Origin of the sequence: Pseudomonas sp. TE50-2, from assembly GCF_040813665.1 — a bacterium.
Taxonomy (GTDB): domain Bacteria; phylum Pseudomonadota; class Gammaproteobacteria; order Pseudomonadales; family Pseudomonadaceae; genus Aquipseudomonas; species Aquipseudomonas soli.
Window position 1 is genome coordinate 1,769,700 of the sequence record NZ_JBFNXN010000001.1, and the last position, 20,613, is coordinate 1,790,312.

19 protein-coding genes are annotated in these 20,613 nt (G+C 64.1%); 11 read left to right on the forward strand and 8 right to left on the reverse strand.

What is annotated here, in order from left to right:
- Positions 1 to 32: 32 nt before the first annotated feature.
- Positions 33 to 1,091, reverse strand: a complete 1,059-nt coding sequence (locus tag AAHK21_RS08070) for a glycerophosphodiester phosphodiesterase family protein (RefSeq protein ID WP_367856947.1) — start codon at positions 1,089 to 1,091, stop codon at positions 33 to 35.
- Between the two features lie 142 nt (positions 1,092 to 1,233).
- Here AAHK21_RS08070 and AAHK21_RS08075 point away from each other — a divergent pair, with 142 nt between their 5' ends.
- The 4 genes from AAHK21_RS08075 (at position 1,234) to AAHK21_RS08090 (ending at position 6,464) form a co-directional block, all read left to right on the forward strand.
- Positions 1,234 to 2,250 (forward strand): DUF4917 family protein, encoded by a 1,017-nt coding sequence (locus AAHK21_RS08075; protein WP_367856948.1) that lies wholly within the window; start codon positions 1,234 to 1,236, stop codon positions 2,248 to 2,250.
- Between the two features lie 77 nt (positions 2,251 to 2,327).
- Complete coding sequence (locus tag AAHK21_RS08080) at positions 2,328 to 2,849, forward strand: RNA polymerase sigma factor (RefSeq protein ID WP_023631645.1); 522 nt, start codon at positions 2,328 to 2,330, stop codon at positions 2,847 to 2,849.
- Entirely contained in the window at positions 2,846 to 3,793 is a 948-nt protein-coding gene (locus tag AAHK21_RS08085) for a FecR domain-containing protein (RefSeq protein ID WP_367856949.1), read from the forward strand. Before AAHK21_RS08080 ends, AAHK21_RS08085 begins: the two co-directional genes overlap by 4 nt.
- A gap of 118 nt (positions 3,794 to 3,911) precedes the next feature.
- On the forward strand, positions 3,912 to 6,464 hold the full coding sequence (locus AAHK21_RS08090) for a TonB-dependent hemoglobin/transferrin/lactoferrin family receptor (protein ID WP_367856950.1): 2,553 nt from the start codon (positions 3,912 to 3,914) through the stop codon (positions 6,462 to 6,464).
- Positions 6,465 to 6,497: 33 nt separating this feature from the next.
- Here the strand turns inward: AAHK21_RS08090 and AAHK21_RS08095 are convergent, their stop codons facing one another.
- The 4 genes from AAHK21_RS08095 to AAHK21_RS08110 form a co-directional block, all read right to left on the reverse strand.
- Positions 6,498 to 6,992: an AlpA family transcriptional regulator gene (locus AAHK21_RS08095; protein ID WP_046856898.1), complete on the reverse strand. Its 495-nt coding sequence runs from the start codon at positions 6,990 to 6,992 to the stop codon at positions 6,498 to 6,500.
- Complete coding sequence (locus AAHK21_RS08100) at positions 6,992 to 7,264, reverse strand: hypothetical protein (RefSeq protein ID WP_367856951.1); 273 nt, start codon at positions 7,262 to 7,264, stop codon at positions 6,992 to 6,994. The genes AAHK21_RS08095 and AAHK21_RS08100 overlap by 1 nt, the downstream gene beginning before the upstream one ends.
- A gap of 165 nt (positions 7,265 to 7,429) precedes the next feature.
- A complete protein-coding gene (locus AAHK21_RS08105; protein WP_367856952.1) occupies positions 7,430 to 8,650 on the reverse strand; it encodes an SAM-dependent methyltransferase in 1,221 nt (406 codons plus the stop codon).
- A gap of 98 nt (positions 8,651 to 8,748) precedes the next feature.
- Positions 8,749 to 9,357 (reverse strand): TPM domain-containing protein, encoded by a 609-nt coding sequence (locus tag AAHK21_RS08110; RefSeq protein WP_367856953.1) that lies wholly within the window; start codon positions 9,355 to 9,357, stop codon positions 8,749 to 8,751.
- 202 nt (positions 9,358 to 9,559) lie between these two features.
- Between AAHK21_RS08110 and bglX the strand changes: the two genes are divergently transcribed.
- The 4 genes from bglX (at position 9,560) to AAHK21_RS08130 (ending at position 16,637) form a co-directional block, all read left to right on the forward strand.
- A complete protein-coding gene (bglX, locus tag AAHK21_RS08115; protein WP_367856954.1) occupies positions 9,560 to 11,851 on the forward strand; it encodes a beta-glucosidase BglX in 2,292 nt (763 codons plus the stop codon).
- 111 nt (positions 11,852 to 11,962) lie between these two features.
- On the forward strand, positions 11,963 to 13,720 hold the full coding sequence (locus AAHK21_RS08120; RefSeq protein ID WP_367856955.1) for an ATP-binding protein: 1,758 nt from the start codon (positions 11,963 to 11,965) through the stop codon (positions 13,718 to 13,720).
- On the forward strand, positions 13,714 to 15,048 hold the full coding sequence (locus tag AAHK21_RS08125) for a sigma-54-dependent transcriptional regulator (RefSeq protein ID WP_367856956.1): 1,335 nt from the start codon (positions 13,714 to 13,716) through the stop codon (positions 15,046 to 15,048). Before AAHK21_RS08120 ends, AAHK21_RS08125 begins: the two co-directional genes overlap by 7 nt.
- Before the next feature lie 269 nt (positions 15,049 to 15,317).
- Positions 15,318 to 16,637, forward strand: a complete 1,320-nt coding sequence (locus tag AAHK21_RS08130) for an MFS transporter (RefSeq protein ID WP_367856957.1) — start codon at positions 15,318 to 15,320, stop codon at positions 16,635 to 16,637.
- A 126-nt stretch (positions 16,638 to 16,763) separates the two neighbouring features.
- On the opposite strand, the gene AAHK21_RS08135 is transcribed toward AAHK21_RS08130, so the two are convergent.
- Positions 16,764 to 17,516, reverse strand: a complete 753-nt coding sequence (locus tag AAHK21_RS08135; RefSeq protein ID WP_367856958.1) for a hypothetical protein — start codon at positions 17,514 to 17,516, stop codon at positions 16,764 to 16,766.
- 345 nt (positions 17,517 to 17,861) lie between these two features.
- Between AAHK21_RS08135 and AAHK21_RS08140 the strand changes: the two genes are divergently transcribed.
- Together AAHK21_RS08140 and AAHK21_RS08145 are read left to right on the forward strand one after the other, a co-directional pair.
- Complete coding sequence (locus AAHK21_RS08140) at positions 17,862 to 18,188, forward strand: hypothetical protein (protein ID WP_367856959.1); 327 nt, start codon at positions 17,862 to 17,864, stop codon at positions 18,186 to 18,188.
- Positions 18,189 to 18,305: 117 nt separating this feature from the next.
- On the forward strand, positions 18,306 to 18,911 hold the full coding sequence (locus AAHK21_RS08145; RefSeq protein WP_023630179.1) for a flavin reductase family protein: 606 nt from the start codon (positions 18,306 to 18,308) through the stop codon (positions 18,909 to 18,911).
- Here the strand turns inward: AAHK21_RS08145 and AAHK21_RS08150 are convergent, their stop codons facing one another.
- Together AAHK21_RS08150 and AAHK21_RS08155 are read right to left on the reverse strand one after the other, a co-directional pair.
- Positions 18,912 to 19,145, reverse strand: a complete 234-nt coding sequence (locus AAHK21_RS08150) for a hypothetical protein (protein WP_046856908.1) — start codon at positions 19,143 to 19,145, stop codon at positions 18,912 to 18,914.
- Positions 19,146 to 19,187: 42 nt separating this feature from the next.
- Complete coding sequence (locus AAHK21_RS08155) at positions 19,188 to 19,481, reverse strand: putative quinol monooxygenase (RefSeq protein WP_367856960.1); 294 nt, start codon at positions 19,479 to 19,481, stop codon at positions 19,188 to 19,190.
- A gap of 201 nt (positions 19,482 to 19,682) precedes the next feature.
- Between AAHK21_RS08155 and AAHK21_RS08160 the strand changes: the two genes are divergently transcribed.
- Positions 19,683 to 20,603 carry an AraC family transcriptional regulator gene (locus tag AAHK21_RS08160; RefSeq protein ID WP_023630182.1) on the forward strand — a complete coding sequence of 307 codons (921 nt, stop codon included), beginning with the start codon at positions 19,683 to 19,685 and terminating at the stop codon, positions 20,601 to 20,603.
- The last annotated feature ends 10 nt before the right edge of the window (positions 20,604 to 20,613 follow it).

The window sequence follows — 20,613 nt, forward strand, 5'->3', positions numbered from 1 at the left end:
TCATTCGGCCATCGCCAGCATCATGTTGCCGATCAGTAACCCAGCTTGCGCAGCAACTGGCCTTCGTTCTGTGGCATCGGTCGTTTATAGAAACGCATCAGCTCGCCGGCACGGTTGGTGAAGATGCCGTCGACGCCGGCTTTCATCGCCTTGTCGAAGTCCACCGCCTCGTCGAGGGTGTACACGTGCACCAGCAGCCCCTTGTCGTGGCTGGCCTGGTTCATCCACGGCTGGATCAGGTCGGAGTAGCTCTGCTCGCCGAGGTGGCTGCGGATTGCCGAAGGGCCGGTACCAATGGCGCCGCCGGCCTTGGCATAGTCGAGCCAGCGCTGGAACTCGGCACGGTCCTTGGGTTGCTGACGGGCATAGAAGGCCGACTTGTCCTGCTCACCGGACTCGGCGAAGTCCTGCCCCGATGCCGGCTCGATGCTGCCCTTGGCCACCCACAGCAAGAGGATCTTCGGCACCTGCGGCATGGCCTCGTGCAGCAGCTTGAGGCTGTTGCGATCGAAGGTCTGCAAGATCACCTTGCCCGGTTTGTCTAGCCAGCCACGAGCCTCGAGGCGCTTTTTCAGGTCCTGCTCGATACCGGGAAACTGCGCCGGCTCCTTGGTCTCGATGTACAGGCCCGGGTGACGCTCGAGGTTGCCTTCGGCGATATCGATCACTTCGTCCAGGGTCAGGATACGCTGGCCCTTGAACGCTTCGCGGGCACGCTGTGGATAGGCCTTGTTGAACCAGCTGCCGGCGTCCAGCGCCTTGAGTTCGGCCAGGGTGAAGGCGCTGACCGGGCTCGCCTTGCGCTCGGGGTAACGTTCGGCGACGTCGCTGGTGCGGGCCAGCACATCGTCGTGGACCACCACCAGCACGCCATCGCGGGTGCGCTGCAAGTCCATTTCCAGGTAGTCGGCGCCCAGTTCGCGGGCCAGTAGATAGGCGGGGGTGGTGGACTCGGGCGCGTCGAACGAGGCGCCACGGTGAGCGATCACGGCCGGATGCGGGATGTCCTGGGCCTTGGCGAGGGCCTTGCCGTCGGTGGCATGGGCCGCGGTGCTCGCCAGCAAGGTGGCCAGGAGAAGGGTCTTGTACATGGGTAGTCCTTTGCAGATCGGGGCCGGCCTCTGGAAGACGCCGGCAAGGTCAACGGTGCAGTCCTTGAGGGCGCAAGCCTCGCACACTCTGCATGACATGCTAAAGTCCCCGGCGTTTTCCGCCTCACCCAATGGACCGCCCATGCCCGCACTCGACGCCCACTTGCCCACCTGGGCCGACCTCAACCAGCGCCACCCCAGCACCGCCCTGCTGCTGGGCAATGGTGCCAGCCGCGCGCTGTGGAAACCGTTCGGCTACTTCTCGCTGTTCGAGGAAGCCCAGCGGGTGCGGCACAAGGCATTGGGGGTGAGCGACCAGGCATTGTTCAAGGCCTTGGGCAGTGAGCTGTTCGAGCCGCTGCTCAGCACCCTGAACACCACGGTGCGGGCCAACGCCGCGCTGGCGATCAACTCCACCGCGCCGCTGAACCGCTACTACTCGATCAAGGAAGCGCTGATCCACGCGGTGCGCGCCGTGCACCTGCCCTGGCCGCGCTTCCCCGGCGCGACGCGCACGACCATCAACCAGGCACTGCGCCAGTACCGCAGCATCTACACCAGCAACTACGACCTGATCCTGCCCTGGGCCGTGGCCGAGGATACGCAAGGTTTCGCCAACCTGTTCGACGAGCAGGGTTTCTTCGACGTACGCCGCAGCCAGGCCGACGGTATCCGCATCCTCCACCTGCACGGCGGCATGCACCTGCTCAAGTTGCCCGACGGCAGTACTCGCCGACGCAGCGCGGAACAGGCCGAACTGCTCGAAGGCTTCGCCGTGAACATTCCCGGCGAAGTACCGCTGTTCGTCAACGAAAGCCGCAGCGAAGACAAGCTGCGCGCCATCCGCAACTCCGATTACCTGTCCTGGAGCCTGGGACAGCTGGCCCGCGAACACGACGGATTATGCTTGTTCGGCCAGCACCTGGACGCCAGCGACCAGCACCTGCTCGACGCCATTCGCCAGGCGCGGCCCAAGCACCTGGCCATCGCGATCCGGCCGCTGAGCGAGGCATCGGTCATCAACCAGAAGCAGCATTTCATTGATCGCTTTGGCGATCTTTCGCAGGTTCCGCTGCACTTTTTCGATGCTTCCAGCCACCCCCTGGGCTTGGCTGAACTGGCCATCCCCGTTCCGGCCGCACAGGATCGACGGCGCTGAGCCGCACACTTTGCAAATGTAAATAATTCTCGATAAGATCCGCACCCTTTCCTCCCCGCCAGCCCCGGAAAGCGTGCATGCAGCGCCCCAAACCCGACCCCGTCGCCCACGGTTTCTATGCCGACATCCTGCATTTCCTGCGCAAGCGCATGGACAATGCCAGTGACGCCGCGGACATGACCCAGGATGTCTTCGCCCAATGGCTGGGTTACCGGGATCGGGCCAAGGTGGAGCAGCCGCGCGCGTTCCTGTTCCAGGTGGCGCGCAACCTGCTGAGCGACCATTGGCGCAGGCAGAAAGTGCGCCATGCGGCGCTGGCCGACGACACCCTGCCCGAGCAGCAGGACGCGCCGGCCAACGATCCGCTGGACCACGCCCAACAGCAACAACGGCTGAATCAATTGCGTCAGGTGCTCGCAGAACTCTCGCCGCGACGCCGCGAAGCCCTTATGCTGCACCGTTTCGAAGGCCTGACCCAGGCCCAGATCGCCGAACGCATGAACATTTCCGTCAGCATGGTCGAAAAGCACATCGCCGCCGCCCTGCTGCAATGCAAGCAACGCCTGGACAGTGACAACGGCACGGAGCAGTTCCCATGACCCCCACCGACGAGCTCGACCCGCGCCCGATCGACGCCCAGGCGGCGAGCTGGTTCAGCCGCAACCGCAACCAGCCTTCACGGCAAGACCGCAAGGCGTTCGCCCGGTGGATGCAGACGCCCGAGCACACCCGCGCCTATCGCCAGTTCGAACAGTTGTGGGATGACCTGGCCGCACTCAAGCAAGCCAATCGCCCCGTGCCCTTGCCGGTACGCCGCGCGCCACGCTGGCGCCCGGCCCTGGCAACGGCGGCGGCCCTGCTCTGCGCCATACTGGCCGGCAACCTGGGCGCGGGCAGCGAAGCCTTCAGCCAACGCATCAGCGCCAGCCAGGCCCTGCAGGTACTGCAACTGCCCGATGGCAGCCAGCTGCATGTCAACGCCCAGACCCGCCTGCGCCTGGATTTCAGCGCCGAACAGCGGCTGATCCAGCTCGAACACGGCCAGCTGTATATCGAGGTGGCGCCCGACAAGGAGCGGCCGCTGTTCGTCGATGCGGGCAGCGGCCGCGTGCGCGTGGTCGGCACTGGTTTCGATGTGCGCCGGGGCGACCGCGAACTGGTGGTAGCGGTCGCCCACGGCCAGGTAGCGTTCGACACTCCCGGCGAACGACAACCGCCGTTGTTGCTCGGTGCCCGCCAGGGCGCCACCTACGACCTGGCACGCGGCACCCTGACCCGCCGTGAACTGGGCGAACAACAGGTGGCCGACTGGCGCGAGGGCCACGTGAGCTTTCGCAACCGTGAACTGGCCAGCCTGATCGACGAGCTCGGCCTGTATCGCCAGCAGCCGGTGGTGCTGGCCGACCCGACGCTTGGCCGCTACAAGGTGTCCGGCAACCTCGACGTCCACGACCCGGACGCCTTGCTCAATGCCCTGCCCGCCCTGCTCCCGGTCAAGACTACCTTGCTGGCCGACGGCCGCCTGCGCATCGAGCGACGCTAAAAATAATTTGAGAATTTTTATCATTCGCAGGTGAGGTTTTGTCGCAACATCGCGTCTTCCTCCCCGCCTGCCGCGTGATGGTGGGCTTTTTCCGGCCTTTTGCCGTTTGGGGGAAACCATGTTGTCCGCGTTGCGTCCATTGCACTGCCTGCCTGTCCGACCCACATTGCTGGCCCTGTGCCTGGCCATGAGCCTGGCCGCCGAAGCCGCACCGGTACCGTTCGACCTGCCGGCGCAACCGCTGGCGCGCTCGCTGAGCCAACTGGCCCAGCAGGCTAAGGTCCAGCTGCTGTTCGACGAGGCCCTGCTCGGCAGTGCCCAGGCGCCGGCGCTCAAGGGCGACTTCGAAGCCGAAGCGGCCATCAGCCGCCTGCTGGTGGGCAGCCGCTTCAGCATGGTGCGCATGGGCAACACCTATGTGGTGCGCCTGCGCGAGGACGACCCGACTGCCGACAACAGCCTGCAACTTGGTGCCGTGAGCATTGTTGGTGATGGCCAGCAGGTCGACGCTGGCAACGTCGGGCGCTCGACGCTCGACCAGGAGCAGATCGACCGCTACCAGCCCAGCAACATTCCCAGCGTGCTGGCGACCCTGCCGGGGGTGAACATGGGCGGCTCGTCCAAGCCCGGCGGCCAGACCATCAACATCTGGGGCTTCGGCGACGCCGAGGACGTGCCGATGACCCTCGACGGTGCGCCCAAGAGCGGCTTCGAGCGCTATCAGCAAGGCACCATCTTCATCGAGCCCGAGCTGATCAAGCACATCGAGGTCGAAAAAGGGCCGCACTCGGTCAAGACCGGCAACGGCGGTTTCGGCGGCAGCGTCAACATGGAGACCAAAGATGCCGGCGACTTGCTGCAAGAGGGCCGCAACAGCGGTGCGATGCTCAAGTACGGCTATGGCAGCAACGACCACCAACAGATCTACAGCTCGGCATTGTTCGGCCGTACCGACGACGGTCGCATCGACGGCCTGGTCTATTACACCAAGCGCGACGGCGGCAACCTGAAGATGGCCGACAGCCTGCCTGACCCCACCGGCAAATGGCCGATCAACCCCCAGCGCATCCCCTACAGCGCCCTGGACCTGGACGGCGCCCTGCTAAAGACCAACATCCATTTCACCGACGAGCACAGCCTGGGGCTGTCCTGGGCACAATCGGAAAGCCAGCGCTGGACCACCTTCTCATCGACCGCCTTCAGCACGCCCCCCACTGCGGCGGATATCAAGAAGTACGGCTACGAAGCCGCTCTCAAGCGTTTCCTCGCCAACCGACGCACCATCGACACCACCTGGTCGGCCACCTACAAGTACCAACCGATCGAGAACCCGTGGGTGGACCTGCAGGTGAAGTACTCCGAATCGGACACCAAGCAGACCGATGAGCGCGACGCCACGGCGTTCTTCCAGCCCGCCACCGGTGGACGCAAGATGGACACCGAGTACAAGGACCGCATGCTGGATGTGAAGAACACCAGCACCTTCCTCACAGGTCCCCTGGAACATGCGCTCACCGCAGGCGTGCAGCTGCGCCGCCATGACCGCGACACGCAGATGTGGATGCCCGGCAAGACCTACGAAGTACCCAAGTACAACTATGGTCACTACCAGCCGTACTTCATGCCCAGCGGCCAGGTCGACAGCCAGGGCTACTACCTGCAGGACGCCATCACCCTGGGCGACCTGACCATCACCCCATCGTTGCGCTACGACCACGTGACCAACGAAGGCAAGCCCAACCAGGCGCCGTACTACAACAACCCGGTGGCCGGCCACGACTACAGCGACAAGACCTACAGCGGCTGGTCGCCACGTCTGTCGCTGTTCTGGAAGATGAACGAACAGACCGCGCTGTTCGCCGACTACAGCAAGACCTGGCGCGCCCCGGTGCTGGATGAACAGTATGAAGTGCAGGGTGTCGGCAGCCGCACCGCCACCAGTCGCAACCTCGACCCCGAGCGCATCACCGGTGTACGGGTCGGCAGCATCAGTACCTTCACCAATGTGTTCAGCCAAGGCGACAGCGCGCAGATTCGCACCATGGCATTCCGCAACAAGGTCACTGACGAGATCTTCAAGGCCACCGGCATCGGCTGCCAGGAGCAACTGGTCAGCGGCGGTACCATTGCCAACACCTGCGGCGACGGGCTGATGGGCAATTACCGCAATATCGGCGACGTGACCTACAAGGGGTTCGAAATCGAGACCTTCTACGACGCCACCTACTGGTTCGGCGCAGTGTCGTACTCGTGGATGGAAGGTCGCCACGAGGGCGCGTACACCAACCCCTGGGGGCCGGATGTCTGGGCCAAGGATGTACCGGCACCGAAATGGATCACCACCCTTGGCGTGAAGATCCCGGCCTGGGACGCCCGGGTCGGCTGGACCGCGCAGTTCGTCGGCGCCACCCACCACCTGCCCAGCGACAAGTACTTCGATGGCCCCGCGAGTGCGCTCGGTGACCGTTACTACGACAACTTCGGCAACGAGAAGTACCAGATCCACGGCCTGTTCGCCAACTGGAAACCGCAGCAACCCTACCTCAAGGGTACCGAGGTCAACCTGACCGTGGACAACCTGTTCAACAAGGCCATCCGGCCGGAGCTGTCAGGTGAAAACGCCTATACCCAGGGGCGTAATGCCAAGATCAGCGTGACCCGGTTCTTCTGAGCCCGCTGGCAGGCAATGATGCAACGGAGTGCATCACCTTCCGTTCGCCACCCGCTCCTGAGCCCTGGCGACATTCACCTGCATCGCCACGATGGCCAGCTCATGGACTGCCTGGGCAACGGCATGTGTGCCGCGCGCCTGCATCCACGACAGGATATCGGCGAGGTGCCAGAGTGAGAGCGTGCCGTCATGTACCGGGGCCGGGAAGCTGCGGTGATGGGTGAGCATGAGCTTGCGCATGTTCTGCCGGGAAACCCCCACCAGCTCCGCCACATCGGTCAGGCCGACCAGGTCGGGGCTGGCCTCGATCAGCCGGGCATCCGGCAACACTTGCCGCACATCCGCCAGGGCGCTGTGCAGTGCCTCCCGCGCCGTGCCGCCCTCGCGGGCGAAGGCAAGGGCCAGACGGCCCGGTTGGCCGCTACCGACCACTGCATCATCGCATCCGGCCTTCCCCAGGCGCTCGATCAGCGCATCGACGTCCATGTCCTCGGTCAATTGGTATTTGAGGGTGAACTCGTACTCCATCACTTTCGCTCCACTGACTGATTGGCTATCGCGCTTGTCGACGTACAGTTGTCCACGATCCGGCGTAACTGGCGGGCGAAGGTGCCCGGGTTTCTGGGCGTGCTCCACACGCTGGTGATGCAGAACTCGCCGCAGCGGCATTCGCGGTCGTTGTTAGGGCAATAGATCCGACCCCAGCAATGGCCACCTCGCACCGTGACTTTCCAGCCCCGCGCCTCGGCGTGCGTCAGGGACTGTTCGACTTCCTTGTTTGGATGGAGGGGACGGACCATCGGTTGAGCTCCAGTATGGACATGAGAACAAGGTTGTCAAGTGACAACCACGCAGCGCCGACAGGCGTGATCACAAGCCAGACTAGGTGCCAAGAGGGATGCAACGGGCTCAAAAGGTCGCTTAGGAAACGACCTAGCCGAATTTGTGAAAGTGCTGTAGGTCGATCACCCAGCGATCAGGCCATCCGCCTGCAGCAGGGTCTCCAGGCAATGCTCGCGCACCCCATAGAACGCCTTGAGCTCGGCGATTTTCTCCAGCAGACCCGCATTGTCCTGGGGCTGGCGGCGCTTGACCGCAAGGATCATCTTGTTCTTGTTGGTGTGCTCGAGCGAGATGAACTCGAACACCTTGGTCTCGTAGCCGCAAGCTTCCAGGTAAAGGGCGCGCAGGCTGTCGGTGAGCATCTCGGCCTGCTGGCCCAGGTGCAGCCCGTACTGCAGCATCGGTTGCAACAACCCCGGGCTGTGCAACTGTGGGCGGATCTGCTTGTGGCAGCACGGCGAGCACATGATGATCGCGGCGTTGCAGCGAATACCGGTGTGGATGGCATAGTCGGTGGCGATGTCACAGGCATGCAAGGCGATCATCACATCGATGGCCTCAGGCACCACGCTGCGCACATCGCCGCATTCGAACACCAGGCCCGGGTGCTCCAAGCGCGCGGCGGCGGCGTTGCACAACTCGACCATGTCCGGGCGCAGCTCGACACCAGTGACCTGCGCCTCACGGGCGAGGGTGTTGCGCAGGTAGTCGTGCATGGCAAAGGTCAGGTAGCCCTTGCCCGAACCGAAGTCGGCAACCTTCAGGCTCTGCTGGGCGTCCACGGGCGCGTCGTTCAAGGCATGGTCAAAGACCTCGATGAACTTGTTGATCTGCTTCCATTTGCGCGACATGGACGGGATCAGCGCGCCCTGCGCATCGGTCACCCCCAGGTCACGCAGGAACGGCCGCGAAAGCTCCAGGTAACGCTTCTTCTGCCGATCATGGCCAGCCGCGCCCGCCTCGCGGGGCGCCTGCTGGGCCAAGTGCCGGCGCAGCATCGGCTTGCCCTTCTTGCTGAACTCCAGTTGCACCTCGCCGGCAGCGGTAAACAGGTGCGCGTTGCGAAAACCCTCGGGCAGCAGTTCGGCCACCAGCGTCTGCGCCTCGTCCAACCCCAGGTTTCGGGTGATATCGCGAGTCTGATGGCGGTAGACCAACGACAGGCAGACCTGGCCCTTGATCTGCACCGGCTTGGCGATGATCCGCTGCAGGGTCTGGTCGGCGCCGACATGGCGGGCCAGCACCAGCTTGCTCAGGCTGCCGTCGCCCAGGGCATCGGCGAGCAGGCTCAGGAACTGGGCGCGCGCGTCCGGCGCGCCAGGGGCGGAGGAAGGGGAAGACATGGGAACGGGTGCCTCGAAATGCGGGGAGCGCGATGCGCAATGCCGGGCATTCTACGTCGATGGTGCCCCTGGCGAAACATACCCTTGCTCACCAACGGTCAGTCGAGAATCACCAGGCGGTTGGGCAGTTCGTTGCGCGCATGGGTCGGGGGGACATGTTCGCTGAGCAGCTCGCCGCAGGCCTCGATGCATTCGACGAAGCCCTGCAAGGTATGGCCCTGGCGCACCTGCTCGGTGAAACGGGCGACGATCGCCTCGCGCGCCTGCTCGGGCAGGTGTCGGGCGATGCCCTCGTCGACCAGGATCTCGACATGGCGCTCGGCTTCGCTGACGAATATCAGCACGCCCGTGGCCCCGGCGGTACGCTGCAGGTTGAGCTCGAGAAACTGCTGGCGGGCCAGGCCCGAAGCGCGCCGGCGGCGCAGGATCGACGGTACCACCCAGGCAGCCAGGCGCGGGTGGCGCAACACCAGGCACAAGCTGATGAAGGTCAGCATCTGCGCCAGCAACAGGCCATTGACGCCGATACCACCCAGCCACAGGTGCAACACGCCGGGTACCAGCAACGCCAGCAAGGCGGCCCAGAGCAACGGCAGATAGGGGAAGTCATCGGCGCGGCGGGCCAGCACGGTCACAAGCTCCGCATCGGTGCGCCGCTCGGCGCGGGCGATCGCCTCGGCGATCTGGCGCTGTTCGTATTCGGTCATGCCTTCGTCTCTCGAGCGTTCTTATCGTTGTTATCCCGGCAATCGGGTGGGCGAGAGTGTATCTCAACAAGTGCTTCATATAAGGCATAATCCGCGACTGCGTCGGATCATGGATGAATGATCCACAAAACGGCCAGCGGACACGACAACAACAGGCGTACGAAACGTCTTGGCCCACCGCTATCACTCGACAACGGAATTGATGATGAAACTGTCTTTGCTGGGCCTGGCCATGGGCCTTGCCAGTCAGGCGGCCCTTGCCGCCCCTATCGCCCCGCCCCTGCAGGACAAGCAGGCGTTCGTCGACCATCTGATCAGCCAGATGACCGAGGCCGAGAAGATCGGCCAGTTACGCCTGATCAGCATCGGCCCCGAAATGCCGCACGCGAAGATCCGCGAGGAAATCGCCGCCGGACGCATCGGCGGCACCTTCAACTCGCGCACCGCCCCCGAGAACCGTCCGATGCAGGACGCGGCCATGCGCAGCCGTCTGAAGATCCCGATGTTCTTCGCCTACGACACCATCCACGGCGAGCGCACCATCTTCCCGATCGGCCTGGGCCTGGCCTCGTCCTGGGACATGGACGCCATCGCCAAGGTCGGCCGCACCTCGGCCATCGAGGCAGCCGCCGACTCGCTGGACATGACCTTCGCACCAATGGTCGACATTGCCCGTGACCCACGTTGGGGGCGCACCAGCGAAGGCTTTGGCGAGGACACCTACCTGACTTCGAAGATCGGCCAGGTGATGGTCAAGTCGTTCCAGGGTTCGAGCCCGGCCAATGCCGACAGCATCATGGCCATCGTCAAGCACTTCGCCCTCTACGGCGCGGTCGAGGGCGGGCGCGACTACAACACGGTCGATATGAGCCTGCCGAAGATGTACAACGACTACCTGCCGCCCTACCGCGCCGCGCTCGACGCCGGTGCCGGCGGGGTGATGGTGGCGCTGAACTCGATCAACGGCGTGCCGGCCACCTCCAACACCTGGCTGATGAACGACCTGCTGCGCAAGGAATGGGGCTTCAAGGGCGTGACCATCAGCGACCACGGCGCCATCCAGGAACTGATCCGCCATGGTGTGGCCCGTGACGGCCGCGAAGCCGCCAAGCTGGCAATCAAGGCCGGCATCGACATGAGCATGAACGACACCCTCTACGGCGAAGAACTGCCCGGGTTGTTGAAGTCCGGCGAAGTCAGCCAGGCCGAACTGGACCAGGCGGTGCGTGAAGTGCTGGGTGCCAAGTACGACATGGGGCTGTTCAAAGACCCCTACGTGCGCATTCCCGAGCCTGAAACCGACCTGAAGGACTACTACGCCGAGGACCGCCTGCACCGCGAAGCCGCGCGTGATGTGGCACGTCGCGGCCTGGTGCTGCTGGAAAACCGCGAGCAGACCCTGCCCCTGAAAAAGACCGGCACCATCGCCCTGGTCGGCCCACTGGCCGATGCGCCGATCGATATGATGGGCAGCTGGGCCGCCGACGGCAAACCGCAACACTCGGTCACCGTGCGCGAAGGCCTGCGCCGCGCCGTGGAAGGCAAGGCCAAGCTGGTGTACGCCAAAGGCTCGAACGTCACCGGCGACAAGGCGATGTTCGACTACCTGAACTTCCTCAACTTCGACGCCCCGGAAATCGTCGACGACCCGCGCCCGGCCGCGGTGCTGATCGACGAAGCGGTCAAGGCCGCCAAGCAATCGGATGTGATCGTGGCCGTGGTCGGCGAGTCCCGTGGCATGTCCCACGAATCCTCGAGCCGCACCACACTGGAAATCCCGGCGGTGCAACGCGACCTGATCAAGGCGCTGAAAGCCACCGGCAAGCCCCTGGTGCTGGTGCTGATGAACGGCCGTCCGCTGTCGATCGCCTGGGAACGCGAGCAGGCCGATGCCATCCTCGAAACCTGGTTCAGCGGCACCGAGGGCGGCAACGCCATCGCCGACGTGCTGTTCGGCGACTACAACCCGTCCGGGCGCCTGGCCATCACCTTCCCGCGCTCGGTCGGGCAGATCCCGATGTACTACAACCATATGCGCATCGGCCGGCCGTTCACCCCAGGCAAGCCGGGCAACTACACCTCGCAGTACTTCGAGGAGCCCAACGGCCCGCTGTATCCGTTCGGCTACGGCCTGAGCTACACCAGCTTCGAGCTGTCGGACCTGACCTTGTCGCAGACCGAGCTGAAGCGTGGCGCGACCCTGAAGGCCAAGGTCGTCGTAAAGAATACCGGCAAGCGTGACGGCGAGACCGTGGTGCAGCTGTATATCCAGGACCAGAGCGCGTCGATGAGCCGCCCGGTGAAGGAGCTGAAGAACTTCCAGAAGCTGATGCTCAAGGCCGGCGAGTCGCGAACCTTGACCTTCGACATCAGTGAGCAGGACCTGAAGTTCTACAATGACCAACTGCAGCACGTTGCCGAAGCTGGCCAGTTCAACGTTCAGGTCGGCCTCGATTCCGAGGCGGTGCAGCAGCAGAGCTTCGAGCTGCTGTAAGCCAGACCCGGCCCCATCGCGGGGCAAGTCCGCACCCACGCATCACGCTGTGGAAGCGCGCTTGCCCCGCGATGAGGTCGGCACAGACAACCGCAACCCCGGATCCGCCCCATGCCCTCATCCTTCCGCGCCCTGCGCCTGGGTTTGATCATCCTGCTGATCCTGGTCGGCACCACGCTCAGCGCTGGCTGGGCCATGCACCAGGCCAAGCGCGAGGCGATGGCAACCGACGCCCGCCGGGCCAGCCAGCAACTGGGCCTGTACGCCAACGCCCTGCATACCCTGATCGAGCGCTACCGTGCATTGCCTGCGGTACTGGCGCTGGACCCGGAGCTGATCGCCGCCCTGCGCGGCCCGGTTACCGAACAGGTGCAGGACGCCCTGAACCGCAAGCTCGAACGCATCAACGGCGCCGCCAACTCCTCCACTTTGGAACTTCTGGACCGCACTGGCCTGGCCATCGCTGCCAGCAACTGGCGCCTGCCGACCACCTATGTGGGTTCCAACTACGGTTTTCGCCCCTATTTCAAACAGACCCGCAGCCAGGGCAGTGGCCGCTTCTACGCCGTCGGCGTGACCAGCGGCGTGCCAGGCTACTTCCTGGCGAGCGCGGTGAACGATGAACACGGCCGCTTCCTCGGCGCCATGGTGGTCAAGCTGGAGTTCCCGGAGCTCGAGCGCGAGTGGCGCCAGGGCAGTGACATCCTGCTGGTCAGCGATGCCCGCGGCATCACCTTCATCGCCAACCAGGACGGCTGGCGCTACCGCGAGTTGCAACCACTGTCCGGTGCCGACCGCGCCGAGCTGGCCGAGACCCGCCAGTACGACAAACAGCCGCTGGTGCCCCTGCAGCACCAGGCCCTGACCCGCTTCACCGACACCAGCCACCTGACCCGCGTGCAAGGCCCGGATGGCACCGCCGAGTACCTGTGGGAACGCCTGCCGCTGGAGGCCGAAGGCTGGACCCTGCACCTGCTGCGCAAGCCGCAGGTCGCCGAGGATGGGCGCAACGCCGCCCTCGCCGCCGCGGCGATCTGGCTGAGCCTGGTGTTCGCCGCGCTGTTCGTCAGCCAGCGCCTGCGCCTGGCCCGGCTACGCCAACGCAGCCGCGAGGAGCTCAAGCGCCAGGTCGAGGAACGTACCCGCGAGCTGCGCACGGCCCAGGAAGGCCTGGTGCAATCGGCCAAGCTGGCGGCGCTGGGGCAGATGTCGGCCGCGCTGGCCCACGAGATCAACCAGCCGCTGACCACCCAGCGCATGCAACTGGAAACCTTGCGCCTGCTGCTTGATCATGGCCGTCATGACGAAGCCCGCCAGGCCCTGGAACCGCTCGAGCAGATGCTCAGCCGCATGGCCGCGCTCACCGGCCACCTGAAGACCTTCGCCCGCAACAGCCCCGGAGGCCTGCGCGAACGCCTGGACCTGGCCACCGTGGTCGACCAGGCGTTGCACCTGCTGGACCCCCGCATCCGCGCCGAAAGCGTCGAGGTGGCGCTGTACCTCGCCCGCCCGGCGTGGGTCCGTGGCGATGCGATACGCCTGGAGCAGGTGCTGATCAACCTGCTGCGCAACGCCCTCGACGCCATGGCCGACAAGCGTTACAAACGCCTGGAGATCCGTATCGAGGCGGACGATGCGCAGTGGCGTTTGAGCGTGCTCGACTCCGGTGGCGGCATCCTCGACACCGACCTTTGCCGGGTCTTCGACCCGTTCTTCACCACCAAGCCGGTCGGCGAGGGGCTGGGCCTGGGCCTGGCGATCTCCTACGGCATCGTCATCGATGCCGGCGGCCACCTGCAGGTCGAGAACCTGCCGGGGGGCGCGCGCTTCAGCCTCACCCTGCCCCGCGACCGGGAGACGGTATGTTGAATTCAGTGATCGTCGTCGATGACGAAGCCAGCATCCGCGCGGCGGTGGAACAATGGCTGAGTCTGTCGGGCTTCAACGTGCAACTGTTCGAGCGTGCCGAGGAGTGCCTGGCGCAACTTCCGGCGCACTTTCCCGGCGTGATCCTCAGTGACGTGCGCATGCCTGGCATGTCCGGCCTGCAGTTGCTCGACCGGTTACAGCAGGCCGACCCTGATCTACCGGTGATCCTGCTCACCGGCCATGGCGATGTACCCATGGCGGTGGAGGCGATGCGCAACGGTGCCTACGATTTCCTGGAAAAGCCCTTCACCCCGCAGCACCTGATGGGCAGCCTGCGCCGGGCCCTGGAAAAACGCCAGCTGGTCCTGGAAAACCGCCGCCTGCATGAGCAGGCCGACCTCAAGGCACAGCTGGAGAACACCTTGCTGGGCATGTCCCAGGGGCTGCAGCAGTTGCGTCGCCAGGTACTCGAGCTGGCCAGCCTGCCGGTCAACGTGCTGATCCGGGGTGAAACCGGCAGTGGCAAGGAGCGCGTGGCCCGCTGCCTGCACGACTTCGGCCCGCGCGCCGACAAACCCTTCGTCGCGCTCAACTGCGCGGCCATTCCAGAAACACTGTTCGAGGCCGAACTGTTCGGCCATGAGAGCGGTGCCTTCACTGGTGCTCAGGGCAAGCGCATCGGCAAGTTGGAGTACGCCAATGGCGGGACGGTATTCCTCGACGAGATCGAGAGCATGCCTCTGGCCCAGCAAGCCAAGCTGCTGCGGGTGATCCAGGAGCAGAAGCTCGAGCGCCTGGGGGCCAACCAGAGCATCGCCGTCGACCTGCGCATCATCGCCGCGACCAAACCGGACCTGCTTGAAGAGGCCCGTGCAGGGCGCTTTCGCGAGGACCTGGCGTACCGCCTCAACGTTGCCGAGCTGCGCCTGGCACCGCTGCGCGAGCGCCGTGAAGACATCCCGCTGCTGTTCGAACACTTCGCTCGCACTGCCGCCGAACGCCTGGGCCGCCATGCCCCAGCGGTCACTGGAGGACGATTGGCGCAGCTACTGGCCCACGAATGGCCGGGCAATGTGCGTGAGCTGGCCAATGCTGCCGAACGTCATGCCTTGGGGCTGGACTCGCCGAACCTTGAGAGCCTGCCAGGCGGACAGTCGCTGGGCGAGCAGATGGAAGCGTTCGAAGCCCAATGTCTGCGTGCGGCGCTGCGCCAGCACAAGGGCGAGATCAAGGGTGTGATGGAGGCGCTGCAACTGCCACGGCGTACGCTGAACGAAAAGATGCAGCGGCATGGCCTGGTGCGTGAGGACTTTCTCGACAACGAGTAGGCGGATTTCCGCTTATCGATTCAGGCAAATGAGCGGAAGTTCGCTCACTGTATGCTGAATCGCCGGGGCTGCCTGGCAGCCCATCGCTGGCAAGCCAGCTCCCACAAAGCACCATACAAGCCAGATCCGGTGGGAGCTGGCTTGCCAGCGACAGGGCACAAGACGCCCCCAAATGGACCACCAAGCACCCATTTGGCACAGCTCCTGCAAAACCCTTCTCAAGCTGCGCCCCGAGCGCGCTCCACAAAAACAACGAGAAGGTATCCCTGATGGATAACGCCAGCACTCTGCCCACCGGGGCGGCCGTTGCGCCCGCCGCGGAAAAGTCCACCGCCAGCCGCCTCAAATCGATCTTCAGTGGTTCCATCGGCAATATGGTCGAATGGTACGACTGGTACGTCTACGCCGCATTCTCGCTGTACTTCGCCAAGGCTTTCTTCCCCGCCGGCGACACCACCGCCCAACTGCTCAACACCGCCGCAATCTTTGCCGTGGGCTTCCTCATGCGCCCGATCGGTGGCTGGCTGATGGGCCTGTACGCCGACCGCAAGGGCCGCAAGGCGGCGCTGATGGCCTCGGTGCTGCTGATGTGCGCAGGCTCGCTGGTCATCGCGCTGACGCCGGGTTACGAGACCATCGGCGTCGCAGCACCGGTCCTGCTGGTCATCGCCCGCCTGATGCAGGGCCTCTCGGTAGGTGGTGAATACGGCACTTCGGCCACCTACCTGAGCGAGATGGCCAGCAAGGAACGCCGCGGCTTCTTCTCCAGCTTCCAGTACGTCACCCTGATCTCCGGCCAGCTCATCGCCCTGGCGGTACTGATCGTCCTGCAGAACACGCTGACCACCGAGGAGCTGTACGCCTGGGGCTGGCGTGTGCCGTTCGTGATCGGCGCGCTGTGCGCGGTGGTCGCCCTGTACCTGCGCCGCGGCATGGAAGAGACCGCCTCTTTCACCAAGAAGGAAAAGTCCAAAGAGAACCTGATGCGCACCCTGATGCGTCATCCCAAGGAACTGATGACCGTGGTCGGCCTGACCATGGGCGGTACCCTGGCCTTCTACACCTACACCACCTACATGCAGAAGTACCTGGTCAACACCGTGGGCATGAGCATCAGCGACTCGACCACCATCTCGGCGGCCACGCTGTTCCTGTTCATGTGCCTGCAGCCGGTGATCGGCGGCCTGTCCGACAAGATCGGCCGACGCCCGATCCTGATCGCCTTCGGTGTGCTCGGCACCCTGTTCACCGTGCCGATCCTCAGCACCCTGCACACCATCCAGACCTGGTGGGGCGCGTTCTTCCTGATCATGGCCGCATTGATCATCGTCAGTGGCTACACCTCGATCAACGCCGTGGTCAAGGCCGAGCTGTTCCCCACCGAGATCCGTGCCCTGGGCGTCGGCTTGCCGTACGCGCTGACCGTGTCGATCTTCGGCGGCACCGCCGAATACGTGGCCCTGTGGTTCAAGAGCAACGGCATGGAAACCGGCTTCTACTGGTACGTCACCGGCTGCATCGCCTGCTCGCTGCTGGTGTACGCGACCATGAAGGACACCAAGCAACATTCGCGGATCACCACTGACTGATCAGCTGCACTGCAATGAACAAGGGGCGCTCCGGCTGGTGGAGCGCCCCTTTTTGTTGGGTGTGATTTGAGCCTGAGCCGAATAGCGGGTTTATTCGGCTCACTGAATGAGCCGAATAGGTGTCATTCAGGGCATCTCCATCGCTCGTTGCGGCTCACGACGCTGGTAGTACGTGGCCGCCAGCACCAGCACCAGCAGCACCCCGCCCAGTACCATCGACGAACCCACGGTACCGAAGTCCAGCCCGCCTTTCTCGTGGGTCTTGGTCAGCACATCGCCCAGGGTCGCACCGAATGGGCGAGTGAGCACGAAGGCGATCCAGAACAGCACCACGCCGGAGATTTTCGTCCAGTAGCGGGCCGCTGCCACCAGTGTGATCGCCGAACCGATCAGCAGCGCGCCACCGGCGAAGCCCAGGCCGGAATCGTCGGCCAGGTAATCGCCCAGGGCAGTGCCCAGGGTGTTGGAAAACAGGATCGCCACCCAATAGAACATCTCGCCAGAACGATTGCGAATGCGGCTGACGTCCAGCGGGTTGCCGCTCAGACGCCACAGGGCGAAGGTCAGCAGGAGAATGCCGATCAGCAGTGTCGAGCCCATGGCATAACCCAGGCCCAAAGTCCGGTCCATGAAATCGGACATGGTAGTACCGGCGGTGCTGGTGGAGAGGATCACCAGCCAGTACAGCATCGGGTGATAACGGCGCGAACAGAGCTGGGTGACCAGGGTCAGCAGGAACACGCTGATGAGCAACAGCGAACTCATGGCGTAGCCGATGTCCAGGGTCATCGACAGCAGGTCGCCGGCCGTCTCGCCGAGCGTGGTGGCGCAGATCTTCATGACCCAGAAGGCCAAGGTGATTTGCGGGAGTTTGTTCATGAGTGTGCGGCTCCAGGGATTCAAGTGCGGCGATGTTGGCGAGCGAAGCCTGAAAAATCGGTTTGAGCCGCATGAAAAATCCGTTGTTGGCTTAACCCCTAGGCTCGCGCGCCCTTAATTCCCCATTAATTTCCAGCTTTCATCTTTGCCGAACTGGAATTACTCATCGGCGGTCGTGCTGCTCGCCACACGCGATGCTCACTGCCACTGAGGCGTAGCCACACCCAATTCAATCGAATTTATAAATGCATTAGCGCTATTTTTTGCACTTTTTTATCTATTTGGTAGGCGTAACATTGAGCCCATGGAAACAACAACCCCTAGCAACTCACCGGAGCAACAACCATGAAAAACAAACTGATCCTCACCCTCGCACTCTCTGTTCTGACCACTGCTGCCTTTGCCGAAGACGGCTTCGACCGTACCGGCGCCCACACCTTCGCTACCGTGCAGAGTCAGTCGGCCACCTACGCAGAAGATGGCTTTGATCGTACCGGCGGCCAGCGCTTCGCTGAAGACGGCTTCGACCGCACCGGCGGCCAGCGCTTCGCTGAAGACGGCTTCGACCGCACCGGCGGCCAGCGCTTCGCTGAAGACGGCTTCGACCGTACTGGCGGCCAGCGCTTCGCAGAGGATGGTTTCGACCGCACCAACGGCCACCGCATCAGCTGACCCCGATGCGCGCTACCAGCCCGGCTTTGGCCGGGCTTGATCATTTGCAGTTGAGCCAAGCCTTGGCACACTAGGCGCCTCGTCCCCCACCAGGAAGGGCCTCACGGCCTTGCGCAGATGTACTACTACGAACCCGCCAAAGGCCACGGCCTGCCCCACGACCCGTTCAACGCCATCGTCGGCCCACGGCCCATCGGCTGGATCTCCAGCCACGATCGCGAAGGCCGCCTGAACCTGGCGCCCTACAGCTTCTTCAACGCCTTCAATTACATTCCACCGATCATCGGTTTCTGCAGCGTCGGGCGCAAAGACAGCCTGAACAACATCGAGCAGACCGGCGAGTTCGTCTGGAACCTGGCTACCCGGCCGCTGGCCGAGCAGATGAACCAGAGCTGTGCCGCGGTGGCGGCAGATATCGACGAGTTCGCGCTCAGTGGCCTGACCCCGGCCATGTCCAACGTGGTCAAGGTGCCGCGCGTGGGCGAGAGCCCGGTGAGCTTCGAATGCAAGGTCAGCCAGATCGTCCAGCTCAAGCGCGCCGACCAGGAACTTGTGCCCAGCTGGCTGATCCTCGGAGAGGTAGTGGCGGTGCACATTGCCGAGCACCTGCTCAAGGACGGCATCTACGACACCGCCGCCGCCGAGCCGATCCTGCGTGGCGGCGGCCCGGCCGACTACTTTGCGCTGGGCGAGCTGTTCAAGATGGCCCGTCCACAGGTCTGATCAGAAGACCAGTTCGCCTTCCTCGTCCACGCCCTGCAGGCGTTCGAGTTCAGCACAAGCGGCCGCGTCGGCCGCGATCGCCGACTGGAACACCTGCCCGTCGAGCACTTTGTGAAAGCGCGGCGCACCGCCCATGCCCAGGGCCTTCACGGCGATCGCCGCGTGGTAGCCGCCGCCTTGCACCGGGACCATCGCCGAGACCGCTTCGAAGTGGGGGAATTCTCTACGTGCCATGCTGCACTCCGCCTGAATGATGTAGGGGCGGCATTCTACACATCAGGCGAAGGTATGCAGGTCCAGGCTACTGACCACCTGCGCCTGGACCAGATCGCCAAACACCTCCAGGGTGGGCGAGGCGAAATAGCCGCTCATCGCCTGCTGGTCGCTCCAGCTGCCGCTGAGCAGCCACAGATCGGCATCGACCTGCGAACGCTGCACACTGAAACTCAGGCAGCCGGGCGCCCGCAGTGACGGCTCCAGCAGGTCGCGCAGGCGCATGCCGAGTTCCGCCGAACGACCGTTGCTGGCGCGGATGAAAGCCAGGTGAGTGACCGGTTGAGGCTGGGTCATGAACGATCTCCTTGAAGCGCTACGGACGGGAAAACAGGCTGCCAAGATTAGGCCCCCGTCCTCGCGCGACGTTAGGCCATTACTGCCGAGCGATTGCCTGATCCTGCCGCGCGACAGGATCAGGCAATCGAACGACAGCATTCGACTAGCGCCCGACATTGCCCATACCTATGCTGGCCCGGTCAGTAGAGGAACCACGTCATGACCACGCTCCCGCCACCCGACTCGACCCTTGAGCTGCAGCGCCAGGAACTGGCCGCGCTGATCCAGCGCCACGCCGGCCAGCCCCATGGCCCCGCGTCGGCCATCGAAGACCTTTACCTCACATGCTACCAAGAGGAAATCCGCGGCATGCCCGCGCTGGCCCAGCCGGCGTTGTGCATTCTTGCCCAAGGCAGCAAGACCCTGATCCTCGGCGACGAACATTACGCCTATGATCCGCTGCACTACATGGTGGTGTCGGTCACCTTGCCGATCAGCGGCGCCCTGCTCAAGGCCAGCCCCGAGCATCCCGCATTGGGCTTGCGCCTGGACATCGACCCGGCGCAACTGAGCCAGCTGATCGCCGAAAGCAGCCCGATGGTGGTGCCCAACCGGCCATCAGGTCTGGGCCTGTACGTGGAGAAAAGCGATCCGCAGCTTCTGGATGCGTTGATCCGCCTGATCAAACTGCTGGACTCGCCACGCGACATTGCCATCCTCGCGCCGATGATCCGCCGGGAAATCTTCTACCGCCTGTTGCGCGGCCCCCAGGGTTACCGGCTGTACGAAATCGCCCTGGCCAACAGCCAGACCCATCGGGTCTGCCAGGCGATTACCTGGCTCAACAACCATTACCACCAGCCATTGCGTATCGAAGACCTCGCCCGGGAAGTGAACCTCAGCGTCTCCACCTTGCATCACCGCTTCAAGTCGGTGACGTCGATGAGCCCCTTGCAGTACCAGAAGCAACTGCGCCTGCAGGAGGCCAGACGCCTGATGTTCAACGAGGGTTTGGAGGCTGCCGTGGCCGGCTACCGGGTGGGCTACGAGAGCCCATCCCAGTTCAGCCGCGAATACAGCCGGCTGTACGGCGCGCCGCCGATCCGTGACGTGGCAAGGTTGCGCGCCAGCGCCAGTTGAACGACCCGCC

Coding starts and splice junctions, on each gene's coding strand:
- AAHK21_RS08150 (WP_046856908.1), bottom strand. CDS start 19,145: ATGGCACGTAGAGAATTCCCCCACTTCGAAGCGGTCTCGGCGATGGTC.
- AAHK21_RS08090 (WP_367856950.1), top strand. CDS start 3,912: ATGTTGTCCGCGTTGCGTCCATTGCACTGCCTGCCTGTCCGACCCACA.
- AAHK21_RS08160 (WP_023630182.1), top strand. CDS start 19,683: ATGACCACGCTCCCGCCACCCGACTCGACCCTTGAGCTGCAGCGCCAG.
- AAHK21_RS08145 (WP_023630179.1), top strand. CDS start 18,306: ATGTACTACTACGAACCCGCCAAAGGCCACGGCCTGCCCCACGACCCG.
- AAHK21_RS08135 (WP_367856958.1), bottom strand. CDS start 17,516: ATGAACAAACTCCCGCAAATCACCTTGGCCTTCTGGGTCATGAAGATC.
- AAHK21_RS08140 (WP_367856959.1), top strand. CDS start 17,862: ATGAAAAACAAACTGATCCTCACCCTCGCACTCTCTGTTCTGACCACT.
- AAHK21_RS08155 (WP_367856960.1), bottom strand. CDS start 19,481: ATGACCCAGCCTCAACCGGTCACTCACCTGGCTTTCATCCGCGCCAGC.
- AAHK21_RS08100 (WP_367856951.1), bottom strand. CDS start 7,264: ATGGTCCGTCCCCTCCATCCAAACAAGGAAGTCGAACAGTCCCTGACG.
- AAHK21_RS08070 (WP_367856947.1), bottom strand. CDS start 1,091: ATGTACAAGACCCTTCTCCTGGCCACCTTGCTGGCGAGCACCGCGGCC.
- bglX (WP_367856954.1), top strand. CDS start 9,560: ATGATGAAACTGTCTTTGCTGGGCCTGGCCATGGGCCTTGCCAGTCAG.
- AAHK21_RS08130 (WP_367856957.1), top strand. CDS start 15,318: ATGGATAACGCCAGCACTCTGCCCACCGGGGCGGCCGTTGCGCCCGCC.
- AAHK21_RS08120 (WP_367856955.1), top strand. CDS start 11,963: ATGCCCTCATCCTTCCGCGCCCTGCGCCTGGGTTTGATCATCCTGCTG.
- AAHK21_RS08125 (WP_367856956.1), top strand. CDS start 13,714: ATGTTGAATTCAGTGATCGTCGTCGATGACGAAGCCAGCATCCGCGCG.
- AAHK21_RS08095 (WP_046856898.1), bottom strand. CDS start 6,992: ATGGAGTACGAGTTCACCCTCAAATACCAATTGACCGAGGACATGGAC.
- AAHK21_RS08110 (WP_367856953.1), bottom strand. CDS start 9,357: ATGACCGAATACGAACAGCGCCAGATCGCCGAGGCGATCGCCCGCGCC.
- AAHK21_RS08075 (WP_367856948.1), top strand. CDS start 1,234: ATGCCCGCACTCGACGCCCACTTGCCCACCTGGGCCGACCTCAACCAG.
- AAHK21_RS08085 (WP_367856949.1), top strand. CDS start 2,846: ATGACCCCCACCGACGAGCTCGACCCGCGCCCGATCGACGCCCAGGCG.
- AAHK21_RS08080 (WP_023631645.1), top strand. CDS start 2,328: ATGCAGCGCCCCAAACCCGACCCCGTCGCCCACGGTTTCTATGCCGAC.
- AAHK21_RS08105 (WP_367856952.1), bottom strand. CDS start 8,650: ATGTCTTCCCCTTCCTCCGCCCCTGGCGCGCCGGACGCGCGCGCCCAG.